Origin of the sequence: Actinoplanes sichuanensis (assembly GCF_033097365.1) — a bacterium.
GTDB lineage: Bacteria > Actinomycetota > Actinomycetes > Mycobacteriales > Micromonosporaceae > Actinoplanes > Actinoplanes sichuanensis.
The window spans coordinates 11129288-11144925 of sequence record NZ_AP028461.1 but is presented as its reverse complement, the minus strand read 5'-3'; the positions used below and the strand labels follow the sequence as shown (position 1 = coordinate 11144925).

Here is a 15638-nt window from a genome sequence, read left to right as displayed (position 1 = left end):
CGGTCGGCGCCGGGAACCGGCGCCGTCATTGACCGGGAATCGGGAAAAGAAGGTCTCGTCATGCGAAGCTCGGGGCAACGACGTACCCGGCTGTTGGCCGCCGGCGCCGTGATCACCGCCATCGGCGGGGTGATCGGTTTCACCCAGTTCGCCAACGCCGCGGACACGCCCGCCGCCAGTACCAAAGCCGGTGAGAGCGGGGCCGGAAAGGTCGTCGGCAACAACCTGACGATCCTCACCGACACCTGCGTGGACAGTGACCTGGAGGCGCACGACGGCTTCCAGAAGGGCAACCGGTGCGTCTCCACCGAGTTCGGTGAGGTGGGCGTCGCCGCCAACAACCCCACGCTGCTGATCACCGAGGCGCCGGACGAGGTCGCCGTCAACACGCCGTTCCAGCTGCGGATCAGCACCCGCAACCTGATCCGGGACCGCTTCCTCGCGGCCGGCCAGGGCGGTTACTACGTGGAGTCCAGCGTCCTGCAGAACGGCCTGGTCCGCGGTCACTTCCACACCGCCTGCCGGATCCTGAACAACGACGACGAGGCGCCCGAGTCCGCGCCGGTGCCGGCGTTCTTCGTGGCCACCGAGGACAGCCGGGGTGGCGCCGACCCGGACACCGTCACGATCCAGGTGCCGGGGCTGCCCCAGGAGGGCGAGTTCCAGTGCTCCTCGTGGGCCGGTGACGGTTCGCACCGGATCCCGATGATGGAGCGCGCCAACCAGACTCCCGCTCTCGACTCCGTCCGGGTCATCGCCCGCGCCGCGAACAACGGCGGGAACAACGGTGGTAACCAGGGCGGGAACAACAACGGCGGCGGTGACCAAGGCGGCAACAACGGCGGCGGTGACCAGGGCGGCAACCAGGGTGGCGGCGACAACGGCGGCAACCAGGGTGGCGACAACGGCGGGAACGACAACGGCGGGGGCAACAACAACGGCGGGAACGACAACGGGGGCAACGACACCAACAGTGGTGAGGTGACCCCGACGACGCCGGCCACCAAGCCCGCGACCGCGAAGCCGAACAGCACCGTGGTCACCGCGACTCCGCGCAACACCACGACCACCACGGACAGTGACGACGAGGCGGAGGCCGGCACCAAGGGGAACACCACCAAGGCGACCCCGACGCCGACCAGGACCCCGGCTTCGACGAAGTCCGAATCTGCGGAATCTGAAAACTCTGAAGAACCTTCCCAGTCGGAGGAGACCGCCACCAAGCCGGCGACGACCAAGAAGACCACCCAGGCGGTCGAGCCGGAGTACGACTCCGAGCCCGAGCCGACCGACGGTCCCGGTCTGGCCGCCGACCCGGGTGACGGCGCCCCCGACGAGCCGGAGAACACCACCGACACGGTCGCCGAACCGCCCGCCAAGGCCGGCCAGACGACCCTGATCAGCAGCAACCTGGCCTGGATCGGCGGCGGCGCCGTACTGGTCCTGATCGGCCTGCTGATAGCGGCCATGCTGCGGAGCCGGCCGCGCAACACCTGGCGCTGACCCCGCGCCACGAACACCGAACGGCGGGCAGGACCTCGGTCCGGCCCGCCGTTCGCGTTCCGGACCACCGCAACAGCCCGGCGGCGGCGTTTCGGTCGGAGTGGGCAGCCCCGTCGCCCCGGAACAGGCGGGACGGCGTAGTTGCTTCTGGCGAGTCGTGGCCGTACCGGATGAGCTCACAAAGGCCGAAGGATCAGATTGCGGAGACGGTCCGCTGACCCCGACGGATGCCTTCTATGCTGCGTATCCACCGAACCGCCGCGGAAATCAGCCACCGGGTGAGAAATTTCAGGAAAGCGGGGGCGGACGGGTAGAACGGCCAAAATAAGGGTAGCCTTACCTGCCGAGATCCGTTTTCACCGGCAGTATCGGCAGTTCCCGTTTCCGGCAGTTCTCGTTTCCGGCAGTGAGGTGCAGTCCATGGCGAACAGACCCGCGCGACCGGCCCACGAGGGTGTGGTCACCCGCGTGGAGCAGCTGACCCCGCACATGGTGCGTGTCGTGATCGGCGGTGACGCTCTGACCCGGATCGAGGCCGGGCAGTTCACCGACCACTACATCAAGGTGCTGTTTCCGCTGCCCGGGATCACCTATCCGGAGCCGTTCGACCAGGGTGTCATCCGGGAGACGCTGCCGCGTGAGGCGTGGCCCGTCGTCCGGACCTACACGGTGCGTAAGTGGCTGCCCGAGGCGGGCGAGATGTGGGTCGACTTCGTGGTGCACGGCGACGAGGGCATCGCCGGCCCGTGGGCGGCCGCGGCCCAGCCCGGCGACGTGATCCGGTTCATGGGGCCGGGCGGCGGCTACGCGCCCGACGACACCGCCGACTGGCACCTGCTCGCCGGTGACGAGAGCGCACTGCCCGCGATCAGCGCCGCCCTGGAGCGGATGCCCGAGGGCGCCAAGGTGCGGGCGTTCGTCGAGGTCGCCGGGCCCGCCGAGGAGCAGAAGATCGAGACCCTGGCCGACGCGGAGATCACCTGGCTGCATCGGGACGCCGGCGAGTCGCTCGTCGACGCGGTCCGCGGTCTGGAGTTCCCGGCCGGGCGGATGCAGGCGTTCGTGCACGGCGAGGCCGGTTTCGTCCGTGACCTGCGCCGCTTCCTGCGGGTCGAGCACGGCATCCCGATGTCCCAGTTGTCCATCTCCGGCTACTGGCGGCGCGGGATGAACGAGGACGGCTGGCAGTCCAGCAAGCGGGAGTGGAACGAACAGGTCGAGCGCGAGCAGGAGCCGGCCGCCGCCGCGTGACGACCTTGTAAGGAGTGTTACGCCGGTCACCCGATACCCTGATGGCGTGGTGATCCAGGCAAGGCCCCGGGCCGGTGGGCTGTTCGCGCTGACGGCGCTGCTGCTCGCCGCGGTCAACCTGCGGCTCGCGGTCACCAGCATCGGCCCGGTTCTCACCGAGATCCGGGCCGGGCTGGGGATGAGCGCCACCGTGGCCGGGCTGCTCACGTCCGTACCCGTGCTGTGTTTCGCCTCGATCGGTCTCGCGGCGCCCCGCCTCGCCCGCCGGTTCGGCTCCGCGCGTGTCGTCCTCGGCGGCCTGCTGCTCCTGGCGGTCGGCTTGACGATTCGGCCGTATGCCGGCGGCCCCGCGCTGTTCCTGCTGTTCAGCGCGGTCGCCTTGGCCGGGATCGCGCTGGTCAACGTGCTGCTGCCGTCGATCGTCAAGGACCGCTTCCCGGACCGGGTGGGCACCGTCACCGGCCTCTATTCGGTGGCGCTCAACATCGGCGCCACCACGGCCGCCGCCGCGACCGTGCCGATCACCGGCGCCTTCGACGGCGACTGGCGGCTCGGCCTGGCCTGCTGGTCCCTCGCCGCGCTGCTCGCCCTTCCCCCGTGGTTGCTGATGGCCCGCACGCGCGAGACCGCGACCGCTTCCGACACCCCTTCCGCGGTACGGGTGAGCCGCCACCCGGTGGCGTGGGCCCTGGCCGTGTACTTCGGCATGCAGTCCACCTCGGCCTACGTGATCATCGGCTGGCTCCCGGAGATCTACCGCGACGCGGGCCTGTCCCCCGCCCTGGCCGGTGTCCTGTTCGCGGTCACCTCCCTGCTCGGCGTGCCGCTGTCGTTCGTGCTGTCGTCGTATGCCGGCCGTCTCCGCTCCCAGAGCGGCATCGCCCTCGTGCTCGGCCTGTTCGGCATCGCCGGCTGGGCCGGGCTGTGGGCCGATCCGGCCGCCGCGCCGTGGGTGTGGGCGGTCCTGCTCGGCGTCGTCAACGCCGCGTTCCCGCTGGCCCTCACGATGATCGCGCTCCGCGGCCGGACACCCGCGACGGTGGTGCAGTTGTCGGCGTTCGCGCAGAGCATCGGCTACCTGTTCGCGATCCCGGGACCGATCCTGATCGGCGCCCTGCACGACGCCTCCGGCGGCTGGCGGGTCCCGCTGGCCCTGATGGTCGCCCTGATGATCCCGCAGATCATCGCAGGCATGGCCGCGGGCCGAAACCGCCAGATCTGACCGACGCCTGTGGTCGGAACACCTAGTCGTAGTGCTGGAGCTCCGGCCAGACCAGCGACCACGGGCGGTCCATCCGGCACACGTAGACCGGGATGCCGACCTCCTCGTTCTCGACGCCGGCCGAGTTGCGCAGGGTCGTCTTGGCCGTGCAGGTCCCGAGCCCTTCGGGCGGCGTCTCCACCACCGCGATCACGATCTTCTTGGCGTCCGGCGGCGGGCCGTAGTCGTGCAGCGTGTTGTGCCCGCTGTACACCTCCGGCAACCGCAGTGACGGACCGTACCGATCGAGGGCCCCGGCCTCGCCGTAATTGCCGGTGAACAGCACGGACCGGGCCTGGTCGGCCGCCGACAGCCCGGCCCACACGGTGCCGATCTGCCACACGTAGTCCCGCCAGCCGACCTGATCGGCGATCGTCTGGTTCACCTCGGCCGGCAGCGTCCCGGCCAGGTCCTCCTCCGGGATCACCGGCAGCGACGACACCACCGCGGCCGCCGACATGACCACCGCCGCTCCGGCGACCAGCGTCTGACGGCCACGCCGGCCGGTCGCCCAGCGGGCCACCGCGACCGCGCCGATCGCATACAGCCCGAGCAGCAACCCGACGGTGTAGTAGGGCTGCCCGGCCGAGATCAACACCACGACGAGCATCAGAGGGTACGCCACCGCCAGCGCCCGCAGCCGCCGCAACCTCGGATCGCGTACCAGCACGACCAGCCCGGCGATCCACACCGGAGGCAGTGCCAGGAACGCGAACTGGAGCGGCAGCAGCATCACCCGGGACTCGTCACCCTTGTTCTCCGCGATCGCCGCCGCCATCTCGGCCTGCGGGAACCCGTTCAGCACCTGGTAGATCAGGTTCGGCGCGCCGATCACCAGTGCGGCGGCCACGCCGTACCAGACGTGTCGGGACCGCAGCGCCGACCGCGGCCCGGCCAGCAGCAGACCCGCCGCCAGGCAGACCAGGAGCAGGACCACGAGATGCTTGTTCCACAGGCCGAGCCCGGCCATGATCCCAGCGCCGACCCACGCCCACGGGCGGTCCCAGAGCAACGCCCGGACCACGAAGAACAGCACACCGGCCCAGACCAGCAGGTCGGGCGTGGCGGTCGAGGTGACGTGCGCCGACGACAACGGGAAGACCCCGAACACGGCGGACGCGGCGAGCGCCTGGGCGGCCGTCCCGCCGCCTGTCTCGCGGGCGATGGCCGCCACCACCAGCGCGGTGAGCCCGAGCAGAGCGGCGGCCGGCACCCGGATCGCCCACAGGTTGTCGCCGAACATCTCGATCCCGAGCCGGACCAGCATCGGTGTGAACGGCGGCTGGTCGGCGTAACCCCATTGCGGGTGTTCGCCGAGGATCCGGAAGTACAACTCGTCGCGGTGGTAGTCGTAGTCGTCGGCGGTGATCAGAAGCAGTAGCACGGCGGCTGACGCGATCAGGCCGACAGGCCACCAGGCGTACGGCCGACGGGCGGATTCCATACGCTGCGTGTCCACAGTGCCACTCAGTGCATCGACCACCCGTTCACCGTACGGGCTGCCGCCCACCGTCCGCCAATGTCAACTCGACCAGCCCGCCCCCAGGAGGCACGTGCCACACCCACGGCACGCCCCGTCCCCCTCGACCGTCCCGTCCGCACGCAGCGCGTACGGGCACGGCTCCCCGGTGGGTGTCGGATAACGGCGGTCCGGCTCGACCTTGGGCGGCTGTTCCGAAACGGTCGTGGTGGTCATACCTCCATTGGCCCACGGAAGCCGCGCCACGACCCGGGCCGAAAGTCCCACCGATTCGGGCGGGTCATCCCGTGGATCGCCGGTGCCATCATGAGTCCGGCGACTTCCGTCGATGTCCACGGAGGAGTGTTGACCGAGCCCCGACCGAGTGAGCCCGAACGGCCGGCCGCGATCCAGCGGGCCCGGGCCGGCGTGCGCTCCTGGGTCCGGGCGGCCGGCCGGCGTACCCGGTCCGGACTGCGCTCGGCCAGCCCGTACGCCATCCTCGCCTTTCTCACCGCCTCGGCGGTCGCCCCGGTCGCCGGCGCCGGGCTCGGTGCGTCCGACGCCTTCGCCGTCGCGCTCGATCAGCTCGGCGGGCTGGGTGGCAACTACCTCGCCGACACCCTGAACGAGACCGCGAAACGGCTGCGCGCGCAGGACCCGGAGGCGGCCGGCTGGAGCGAGGAACAGTGGCGTGACGCGATCGCCGCCGACCTGCTGCCCCGGCTCGCGGCCGCCGACGAGCGGGGTCGGGCCCTGCACGAGGAGGTCTCCCGGGTGCTGCGCGAGGTGGACGCGGTCGGCGCCGCGATCACCGAGGCGGCGAACACCGACGAGGAGCTGCGGCACCTGCTGGAGGCGGCGTTCCGGGAACTCGGGATGGGCGTCGGCGAGCTCGGCTGGATGATCGACGAGGTTCGGCAGAGCGTCGACGACCTGCGCCGGCAGTTCGCCGTGCAGAGCCTGGCGCTGAGCCGACAGCTGGAGCAGGTCCGGCGGCACCTGGCCGAGGTGACCCGGGAGCAATTGCCGACCGGAGACGAGGTGCCCGCCGACATTCCCGGCGGAGTCGTTCCGCCGTACCCCGGTCTGGTCAGTTTCCAGCCGGAGGACGCGCCCCGCTTCCGTGGCCGGGAGACGCAGATCGCGCAGCTGCTCAGCCGGCTCGCCGAGCAGGCGGTCGGCGGCCTGCCGCTGATCGTCACCGGGGTGTCCGGCGCCGGCAAGTCGTCGCTGCTGCGGGCCGGTCTGCTGCCCGCACTCGGGGCCGGGGCGCTCGGTGACGAGCCGACCTCCTGGGCGTGGGTGCTGACCAGTCCCGGCCCGTCCCCGCTGGCCGACCTGGTGACCCGGCTGCATGCGCTGACCGCGACCCGGCGCCGCGACCGGACCGGGCCGGATCACGAGGTGCCGCACGATGACCTGCTCAAGGCGGTTCGTGCCGAGCCGCACCGGCTGGGTGTGCTCGCCGCGGAGGCGGCCGCCGCCGGTCGCCGCCCGGTCATCGTGATCGACCAGTTCGAGGAGCTGTTCACCCAGTGCCCGGACCCGGCGGAGCGGCTCGCCTACGCGTCCGCGCTGGCCTCGGCGGCGCCCGCGCTCGTGGTGATCGCGGTCCGGTCCGACTTCTACCGGGACTGCGCCGCGCTGCCCCCACTGGCCCGGATCCTCGCCGCCGGGCACGTCGTCCTCGGCGCGTTGGACGCCGACGCGATCCGACGGGCCGTCGTCGAACCGGCCGAGCACGCCGGCCTCACCGTCGAGCCCGGCCTGCCCGACCTGCTGCTGCACGACCTGGGCGCGGACGGGCGGGACGGCTACGAGCCGGGGGCGCTGCCGCTGCTCGCCCACGCGCTGCGCGCCACCTGGGACCGGCGCGAGGGGATCCGGCTGACGGTGGCCGCCTACCGGGCCACCGGCGGCATCCGGCACGCGATCGCCGAGACCGCCGAGGGCATCTATCTGGATCTGCCGCCGGAGGATCGGGACCGGCTGCGGGACGCGCTGCTCGCGCTGGTCGTGGTCACCGCCGACGGCACCGCCGCACGCCGCCGGGGTGAGCGGGCCGCGAGCGACTCGCGGGTGCTGCGCCGCCTGGTCCGGGCCCGGCTCGTCACGGTCGGCACGGACACCGTGGAGATCAGCCACGAGGCGCTGCTGACCAGCTGGCCCCGGCTGGCCGGCTGGGTCGCCGAGGCTCGCGAGGACCTGCTGCTACGCCAGTCGGTGATCGAGGCGGCCCGCGACTGGGACCGGTCCGGCCGCGACCCCGACCTGCTGCCCCGTGGTTCCCGCCTGCTCGCCGCCCGGGACCGGGTGCCGACCGGTGACGGCGTACCGCCGCTGGTCGGGGAGTACCTGGCGGCCGGTGACGCGGCCGCCGAGCGGGAGCAGCGGGCGCGGGAGCGGGCCACCCGCCGGTTGCGCCGGATGGTCGCCGGCCTGGCCGTGGCGCTGCTGCTGGCGGTCGGCGGCGGTCTGGTCGCGGTGCAGGGGCAGCGCACCGCCGGTGCGGCCGGTCGGGACGCCCGCTCCCGCCAGTACGCCGCCGAGGCCCTCGCCCTGCTGGACCACGACGAGCCGGCCGCGGTCCGTCGGGCGCTGGCCGCGTGGGGCGAGGAGCCGACCGTGGAGGCCCGGGGCGCGCTGCTCTCCGCCCAGATGGTGCGGTTCGCCGGGCACCTGGGCACGGTTCCGGGCGGCAACTCGGCCGCGGTCAGCCCGGACGGGTCGCGGATCGCGATCGGCGACGACAAGGGTGTGGTCCGGCTCTGGGACACCGCGACGCTCACCGAGGTCGGCCCGCCGCTGACCTATCCGGCACCGCCGGAGAACCTGGACAAGGTCTGGGTCAACTCGGTGCAGTTCTCCTCGGACGGCCGCTATCTCGCGTCCGGCGCGATCGTGCCGGACGGCGTGCGGATCTGGGACGCGACGACCGGCGAGCTGATCCGTGCGCTTCCGGCCTACGGGGCGGTCGGCTGGCTGCCCGGCACCACCACGGTCGTGTCCACCCGTACCGATGGGGCGCGGGATCTGGGTTTCTGGGACGCGGTGACCGGCCGGTCGATCCGCACCATGGCGGCCGGTGGCGACGGTGTGATGTCACTGTCGGTGAGCCGGGACGGGAAGTATGTCGCGACCGCCGGGGCGGATGCCCGGGCCGAGGTCAGGCGGATCGGCGACGGTGCACGGACGATGTCGCTGACCGGCCCGGCGTTTCTCGCCTTCGCCCCGGACGGCTCGCTGATCACGAACGAGCCGGGCACGAGCGGGCACAGCCGGCTCAAGCAGTGGGAGCCCGCCACCGGCCGCAAGCTCCGGGACATCACGCCGTCCGATCACACGAGCGCGCCGCCGGCACCGTTCGCGGTCACCGGTGACGGCATGATCATCGCCGCGGCCGCGCTGCGCAACGTCGACCTGTGGTCGCTCAGCAACGCGACGCAGAGCACCATGCGTACCGGCCTGTCCTCCTACGGCGCGGCCGCCGCCTCGGCGAACGGGCAGGTGGTGGTGGTGACCGCGCCGACCGGGCCGTCCGTGGTGCACAGGCGGTTGGTGAATGCACTGAACACCGACGGCGAGGTGTACGGCGCGGTGTTCTCCCCGGACGGGCGGCGGATCGCGGCCGGCGGCCAGGACGGGACGGTTCGGGTGTGGGACACCGCCACCCGGGAGCGGACCGGTTCGTTCCGCCCGGCCGGACCGGTGAGCGGCCTGGTGTACGCGACGGACGACCTGCTCGCACTGGTCACCGCCGCGCGGACCCTGGAGCTGTGGGACGAGACCGGTAGACGGCACGACTCGGTGGATCTGAGCCGGTGCACCGGTGACCTGGCCGTCTCCCGGGACGGCCGGCTGCTCGCGGTCGCCCTGTTCACCTGCCTCGGGGAGAGCGACGCCTGGCTGTCGGGCGAGATCCGGGTGTACGACGTGGCGGCCCGCCGGATGCGCGGCACGATCGCGCTGGAGAAGCCGGACGAGGAGAGGAACGAGTCGACGTACGCACTCGCCTTCTCCGCGGACGGGTCGGTGCTGCACGCCGGGGTGACCCGGAGCAGCGTCGCGCGAGCGGACGCCGGGTTCTCCGGTGTCCTGCGGTCCTGGCGGGTGGCCGACCTGACCCCGGTCGGCGAGCCCCACCCGCTGGGCGGCTACCAGCCGCTGGATCTGGTGGTCGCGCCGGACGGCCGGTCGATGGCGGTGACCGGGACGAACCGGTTCGTCGACGTGCGCAGCGGGGACGGGGCCGTATCGCTGTGGACCACCGCGGAGCAGGGCGACCAGATCGACCGGGTGGCGTTCTCGCCGGACGGGCGCACGCTGGCGGTCGGTGACCGGAGTGGGCCGATCCATCTGTGGGACACCGCGACCCGGGCGCGGACCGCCACCCTGCGTGGGCACATCGGCGTGGTAAGGGCGCTGGCCTTCGCCCCGGACGGCGGCCTGCTGGTGAGTGGATCGTTCGATTCGCTGGTGTCGGTGTGGCCGCTGGACCCGGCGGTGGCGGGCCGCCGGCTCTGCGGCATCGCCACCGCACTGAGCCGAAACGACGCCCAGCCGCTCCCGGAGCCTTGTCGACGGTTTCGTCAGTGACGCGCCCCTACGATTCGGCGCCCGGCGCAACGGTCACCGCCGTGAGCACGAGCCCGCCGGACACCTGCCACCGCCCGTGCAGGGCCGGCCAGGGTGATGCGATGTGGATCCGGGCGGCGAACGTGCCCCGTTCCCGGTCGATGGTGAGGCTCGCGTCCTCGAAGCCGAGCCAGCGCCGGGTCACCGGGAACCATGCTTTGTAGACGGACTCCTTCGCGGAGAACAGCAGCCGGCCCCAGTGCACCGCCGGGTCCTCTTCGGCGAGGTGGGCCAGGTGCTCCCGATCGTCGGGTGTGGTCACCGCCGGAAACACCCGGGGCGGCAGCGGGGCGTGCGTCTCGGCGTCGATGCCCAGGCTGGTCACATCGGCGACACGGGCGACGGCGGCGGCCCGGTAACCGGCGCAGTGGGTGATGCTGCCGACCACCCCGTCCGGCCAGATCGGTTCGCGGCGGGGGCCGGGACGGATCGGCGCCGGGGCGAATCCGAGCCGGGCCAGGGCTTCGCGGGCGCAGCGGCGGGCGGTCACGAACTCCCGGCGTCGGCCGTCGACGGCCCTCGCCACCAGGTCTTCCTCACCGGGGAAGCACGGCTCGTCCGGGTCGTCGGTGAACGCCTCGGCGGTGATCACGGAGGGGGGCAGCAGATCGTGGAGCACACGGAAGTGTCCCACCCGGCGGTGACCGGCCGGCATGCTGCCCGGACCTGACTTCCTGTCGTAAAGGGGACGCTCTGGTCGTTAGCTCGAAGAGGGGTGTTCTGAAACCTCTGGAAGGCACAATGGCGGCATGGATCTTCGACAGGGCATCGGTCTACGCAAACTGGGCAGGACCACCGATGAGTTCCAGCAGGACCTGTTGAGCAACCTCTATTACCGGCGCGGTACGACAGTGGAGTCGGCGAGCGCACGGGACGCGTACGAGGCTCTCTCCCAGACCGTGCGCGACCATCTCGCCGAGCGCCGGGCCCGGACCGCCGCGGCACAGTTCGCCAGCAATCCGCGCTGGGTGTACTACCTCTCCGCGGAGTATCTGCTGGGCGCGCAGCTCGAACAGAATCTGCTCTACTCCAGCACCGGTGAGCTGGCCGCGGAGGCGGTCAAGGCGCTCGGCTTCAGCCTGGAGGACCTGGAGGACCTGGACGTCGAGCCGGGCCTCGGTAACGGCGGCCTGGGCCGTCTCGCCGCCTGCCTGGTCGACTCGCTGGCCACCCGGGACATCCCCGCGGTCGGCTACGGCATCCGCTACGACCTGGGCATCTTCCGTCAGATCATCACCGAGAACGGACAGACCGAGCTGCCCGACGACTGGGCGTTCCAGGGCAACCCGTGGGAGTTCCCGGCGCCCGACGACAGGCAGACCGTCGGCTTCTACGGGCACACCGAGCCGATTCCCGGTTCGGAGACCCGCAAGACCTGGGTGCCCGGTGAGATCGTGCTCGGCGAGCCCAGCCACATGCTGGTCCCCGGCTACGGCACCGAGACCGTGAACATCGTCCGGCTGTGGAGCGCGAAGGCCAGCGAAGCCTCGTTCGACCTGAGCCGGTTCTCCGCCGGGCAGTATGCGGAGGCCGTGCAGGAGGCGGTCCGCGCCGAGAACATCAGCAAGGTCCTCTACCCCGACGACAGCACCGAACTGGGCCGGGAGCTGCGCCTCAAGCAGCAGTACTTCCTGGTCTCGTGCTCGCTGCGGGACATCGTGCGCCGGTTCCGGCTGCGTAACGAGGGCTGGGACACGTTCGCCGACAAGACCGTCATCCAGCTCAACGACACCCATCCGACGATCGCGATCCCCGAGCTGATGCGGCTGCTCGTCGACGAGTACGAGGTGGAGTGGGCGAAGGCCTGGGAGATCACCCGGCGGACCTTCGCGTACACCTGCCACACGCTTCTGCCGGAGGCCCTGGAGACGTGGCCGGTCCGGATGTTCGAGAAGCTCCTCCCCCGGCACCTGGAGATCATCTACCTGATCAACATGCTGTTCCTGCGTGAGGTGGAGGCCCGGTTCCCCGGCGACCACGACCGCCTGCGCCGGATGTCGATCATTCAGGAGGAGCCGGAGCGCCGGGTCCGGATGGCGCACCTCGCGGTGGTCGGCACCGAGGCCGTCAACGGTGTGGCCGAGTTGCACTCGAAGCTGTTGCGCGAGACGGTGCTGGACGACTTCGCCGCCCTGTGGCCGGCCAAGTTCCAGAACGTGACGAACGGCGTCTCGCCCCGGCGGTTCGTCAAGCTGGCGAACCCGCGACTGTCCGATCTGATCACCGAGGGTCTCGGCGACGACGGCTGGCTGCGTGACCTGGAGAGACTCGCCGGGCTGGAGCGGCTCGCGGACGACGGCTCGTTCCGGGAGCGCTGGCAGGCGATCAAGCGGGCCAACAAGGTCGACCTGGCCGTGGGTGACCCCGACTCGCTCACCGACGTGATGATCAAGCGGTTCCACGAGTACAAGCGGCAGCAGCTCAAGCTGCTCCACGTCATCACGCTCTACCAGCGGATCCGGCAGAACCCGGCGGCCGACTGGGTGCCGCGCACGGTGCTGTTCGCCGGCAAGGCCGCGCCCGCCTACCACGCGGCGAAGGACATCATTCAGCTCATCGCCACGGTCGCGCACCGGATCGAGGCGGATCCGGTGGCGTCGCCGTACCTCAAGGTGGTCTTCCCGTCCAACTACAACGTGACGCTCGCCGAGCGGATCGTCCCGGCCGCCGACCTGTCCGAGCAGATCTCGCTGGCCGGCAAGGAGGCGTCCGGCACCGGCAACATGAAGCTGGCCCTGAACGGCGCCGTCACCATCGGCACCCTGGACGGCGCGAACATCGAGATCCGCGCCCGGGTCGGTGAGGACAACTTCTTCCTCTTCGGCATGGACGCCTACGAGGCCGCCCAGGCCCGGATCAACGGATACCACCCGCGGCACTTCTACGACCGGGACGAGGAGTTGCGGGCCGCGATCGACACCCTCACCTCGGGTGTCTTCGGTGACGTCGGCCGCCGGGTGGCGGGCAGCCTGCTCGACTGGGACGAGTATCTGACGCTGGCCGACTTCCGTTCCTATCTGGAGTGCCAGGAACACGTGGAGAAGACCTGGCGTGATCCGGCCCGCTGGACGCGGATGTCGATCCTGAACACCGCGCACAGTGGTTTCTTCAGCTCGGACCGTACGGTCGCCGACTACGCGGCCCGGATCTGGCGGGTGTCCCCAATTCCGGTCGCACCGCCGGCCTGAGAAATCCAGGCGGCCGGTCGTGCGGGCTGTTCCGGGGCGGCCTCGACAGACCTCACGACCCGCCGCTTTCAGGCGGCCTGGAACAGGTAGACGACGCCCAGGGCCACGGCCAGGGCACCCAGTAGGAAACGCAGCGCCGCCTCCGGGAAGTGCCGCTGGAGCCGGGCGCCCAGGTAACCGCCGATCAGGCCGCCGAGACCGCAGAGCAGGCCGAGCGTCCAGTGCGGGGCGATCTCGCCGCCGTCGGTGGTGAGGGCGATCAGACCGTACGTGCCGGCGCCCGCGATCGACGTCACGAACGTGGACGCCAGTGCGGCCGGTGCGACCGTGGCCATCGGGATGCCGCTGCCGGCCAGGATCGGGCCGAGGATCGAGCCGCCGCCGATGCCGTAGATTCCACCGACCGTACCGACACCCAGCCCGAGCCAGACGATCGGCAGGTCACGCCGTCGGCGGGCGACCGGGGCGGGCCGGACCGCGCGCAGGCACAGCCAGACCCCGAGCGGCAGTAGCACCGCCGCCACGACCAGCCGGAACACCCGCGGGCCGGGCAGCGCGAACACCCGCAGGAACGCGCCGAGCACCACACCGGGCAGGGTGCCGGCGATCAGCAGCCGGGTCAGCGGCCTGTCGAATCCGCCCTGCCGCAGGTAACGCAGCAGCGCACCGGGGCCGGCCACCACGTTGTAGAGCAGGTTCGTCGGGGTGACCGCGGGGTTGGGCACGTGCAGGACGCTGAGCTGGACGGGCAGCAGGAAGACCGCGCCGGAGACACCCACCGGCGCGGTCACGATCGAGATGAGGAAACCGGCCAGGAGCCCGGCAATCCCTATTTCCATGATCGAGAAGGTAGACCATGCGGTGCTGATATCCGCGTCTCACCGGCCGAACAGCCCTTGCCCCGGACCCGACCTGATCTCTAACGTCGTCCGGTCTGCTCTCTGCCGTGGTCCGGTCTGATGGGAACAAGGAGGTGTGTGCCGGTTGCGCGACGATGCCTTCCACGCGTATTTCGAGCGGCATCATGCCTCGATGTCGCGTCTGGCGTACCTGATGACCGGCGAGTCCGAGGTCGCCGACGACCTGGCCGCGGACGCGCTGACCGAGGTGTGGCGGCACTGGGACCGGGTCACCGAGGCCGACGACCCGGTGGCCTACGGTCATGGCATCGTGATGAACCTGGCCCGCAACTGGGTACGCCGCCGCAGCCGGGAACGTCTGCTGTCGTTCGAGTCGCTGCGCCGCGGCCGGGACACCGACGTGTCGGCCGTCCTGGACGTCCGCGGGGCGCTACGCCGGCTCCCGCATCGCCGACGCGCCTGCGTGGTCCTGCGCTACGCCTTCGACCTGCCGGAACGTGAGGTCGCGGCGATCCTCGGCATCTCCGTCGGCGCGGTGAAGAGCTCGACCTCGCGCGGTGCGCGGCAACTCGCCGGATTATTGGGGGACGACGTCCGCATCGACGGCTGGGAGGCGGCACGATGAGGCCCTCCGACGACCGGCTCCGGGCGGCGCTCCGGGCCGAGGCGGACCGGCACCGCCCGGACCGCGACGCCATGCTGGACCGGATCACCCTGGCCGCGATGCAGGACACCGGCCACGGCCGCCGACGGGCGGTCCTGCCGGGCGGCCGGCGCGGTCCCCGGGTCCGGGTGGCCGCCGTGGTCGCCGCCGTCGTGACCGTTTTCGGCGGGGGCGGAGTCGGCACGTGGGCGCTGGCCGGTGCCGACGATCGGGACGAGGCCATTCCGGTGCCGTCGGTCGCCCCGGCGACGACCACGGCGAGCCCGGTCTCCACCGATCCGGTCAGCATCGCGCCGTCCCTCCCGGCCACCGGCAGTCCGGCCGAGTCGCCGGCCGGCCGGCCCACCCCGAGTCGGACGACGTCGGCCGCCACCCCGTCGCCGTCGCTCACCAAGGGGCAGCCCGGTTTCACCCGGGTCAGCCAGGGCCCGCTCTGGTCGGACGGCTCGGTCGATCCGGACAGCGGCGACACCCAGGGCGCGAGCGTCGTGACGCTGAAGACCACCGAGGAGCTGACCGCTCTGGAGGTGGTGATCCGGGTGGCGCGTACCGACGGGCTGGTGTCGCGGGGCGGCACCAAGCAGGTCCCCGGCGGCAGCGTCAGCACCACGGTCACCGAGGAGGCCGGCGCGTTGCTCTACCGGTTCACGCTCTCGTCGGCCGACCGACTGGCCCCGGGGACCTACACGTTCACCGCCAAGTACACCCATCCCTCGGGCGGGCGCAACGCCGGCGGCGACACCTATGAGGCGATCGCCACCGCGGGCGGCTCCGCGCTCGACGTCTACGGCAACTTCTTCCCGACGAACTGAGC

Annotated in this window: 10 protein-coding genes; 7 read left to right on the top strand and 3 right to left on the bottom strand. The window is 71.6% G+C overall.

What is annotated here, in order from left to right; translation table 11 throughout:
* The first annotated feature begins 60 nt into the window (after positions 1 to 60).
* The 3 genes from Q0Z83_RS56025 to Q0Z83_RS51265 all read left to right on the top strand — a co-directional run bounded on the left by Q0Z83_RS56025 (position 61) and on the right by Q0Z83_RS51265 (position 3976).
* A complete protein-coding gene (locus tag Q0Z83_RS56025; protein WP_378079024.1) occupies positions 61 to 1503 on the top strand; it encodes a hypothetical protein in 1443 nt (480 codons plus the stop codon).
* Positions 1504 to 1923: 420 nt separating this feature from the next.
* On the top strand, positions 1924 to 2754 hold the full coding sequence (locus Q0Z83_RS51270; protein ID WP_317790836.1) for a siderophore-interacting protein: 831 nt from the start codon (positions 1924 to 1926) through the stop codon (positions 2752 to 2754).
* A gap of 46 nt (positions 2755 to 2800) precedes the next feature.
* Positions 2801 to 3976, top strand: a complete 1176-nt coding sequence (locus tag Q0Z83_RS51265) for a CynX/NimT family MFS transporter (RefSeq protein WP_317790835.1) — start codon at positions 2801 to 2803, stop codon at positions 3974 to 3976.
* A 22-nt stretch (positions 3977 to 3998) separates the two neighbouring features.
* On the opposite strand, the gene Q0Z83_RS51260 is transcribed toward Q0Z83_RS51265, so the two are convergent.
* Positions 3999 to 5459 carry a glycosyltransferase family 39 protein gene (locus Q0Z83_RS51260; RefSeq protein WP_317790834.1) on the bottom strand — a complete coding sequence of 487 codons (1461 nt, stop codon included), beginning with the start codon at positions 5457 to 5459 and terminating at the stop codon, positions 3999 to 4001.
* Between the two features lie 381 nt (positions 5460 to 5840).
* Here Q0Z83_RS51260 and Q0Z83_RS51255 point away from each other — a divergent pair, with 381 nt between their 5' ends.
* Complete coding sequence (locus Q0Z83_RS51255) at positions 5841 to 10073, top strand: AAA family ATPase (protein WP_317790833.1); 4233 nt, start codon at positions 5841 to 5843, stop codon at positions 10071 to 10073.
* Between the two features lie 7 nt (positions 10074 to 10080).
* On the opposite strand, the gene Q0Z83_RS51250 is transcribed toward Q0Z83_RS51255, so the two are convergent.
* A complete protein-coding gene (locus tag Q0Z83_RS51250) occupies positions 10081 to 10731 on the bottom strand; it encodes a 4'-phosphopantetheinyl transferase family protein (RefSeq protein ID WP_317797360.1) in 651 nt (216 codons plus the stop codon).
* Between the two features lie 130 nt (positions 10732 to 10861).
* Here Q0Z83_RS51250 and Q0Z83_RS51245 point away from each other — a divergent pair, with 130 nt between their 5' ends.
* A complete protein-coding gene (locus Q0Z83_RS51245; protein WP_317790832.1) occupies positions 10862 to 13300 on the top strand; it encodes a glycogen/starch/alpha-glucan phosphorylase in 2439 nt (812 codons plus the stop codon).
* Positions 13301 to 13368: 68 nt separating this feature from the next.
* Here the strand turns inward: Q0Z83_RS51245 and Q0Z83_RS51240 are convergent, their stop codons facing one another.
* On the bottom strand, positions 13369 to 14139 hold the full coding sequence (locus Q0Z83_RS51240) for a sulfite exporter TauE/SafE family protein (RefSeq protein WP_317790831.1): 771 nt from the start codon (positions 14137 to 14139) through the stop codon (positions 13369 to 13371).
* A gap of 145 nt (positions 14140 to 14284) precedes the next feature.
* Between Q0Z83_RS51240 and Q0Z83_RS51235 the strand changes: the two genes are divergently transcribed.
* Entirely contained in the window at positions 14285 to 14785 is a 501-nt protein-coding gene (locus Q0Z83_RS51235) for a SigE family RNA polymerase sigma factor (RefSeq protein ID WP_317790830.1), read from the top strand.
* Positions 14782 to 15636: a hypothetical protein gene (locus tag Q0Z83_RS51230; RefSeq protein WP_317790829.1), complete on the top strand. Its 855-nt coding sequence runs from the start codon at positions 14782 to 14784 to the stop codon at positions 15634 to 15636. Before Q0Z83_RS51235 ends, Q0Z83_RS51230 begins: the two co-directional genes overlap by 4 nt.
* Positions 15637 to 15638: the final 2 nt, after the last annotated feature.

What these genes read in the sequence shown, in the direction of transcription:
- Q0Z83_RS56025 (WP_378079024.1), top strand. Translation starts at nt 61, where the DNA reads ATGCGAAGCTCGGGGCAACGACGTACCCGGCTGTTGGCCGCCGGCGCC.
- Q0Z83_RS51260 (WP_317790834.1), bottom strand. Translation starts at nt 5,459, where the DNA reads ATGGAATCCGCCCGTCGGCCGTACGCCTGGTGGCCTGTCGGCCTGATC.
- Q0Z83_RS51230 (WP_317790829.1), top strand. Translation starts at nt 14,782, where the DNA reads ATGAGGCCCTCCGACGACCGGCTCCGGGCGGCGCTCCGGGCCGAGGCG.
- Q0Z83_RS51270 (WP_317790836.1), top strand. Translation starts at nt 1,924, where the DNA reads ATGGCGAACAGACCCGCGCGACCGGCCCACGAGGGTGTGGTCACCCGC.
- Q0Z83_RS51240 (WP_317790831.1), bottom strand. Translation starts at nt 14,139, where the DNA reads ATGGAAATAGGGATTGCCGGGCTCCTGGCCGGTTTCCTCATCTCGATC.
- Q0Z83_RS51245 (WP_317790832.1), top strand. Translation starts at nt 10,862, where the DNA reads ATGGATCTTCGACAGGGCATCGGTCTACGCAAACTGGGCAGGACCACC.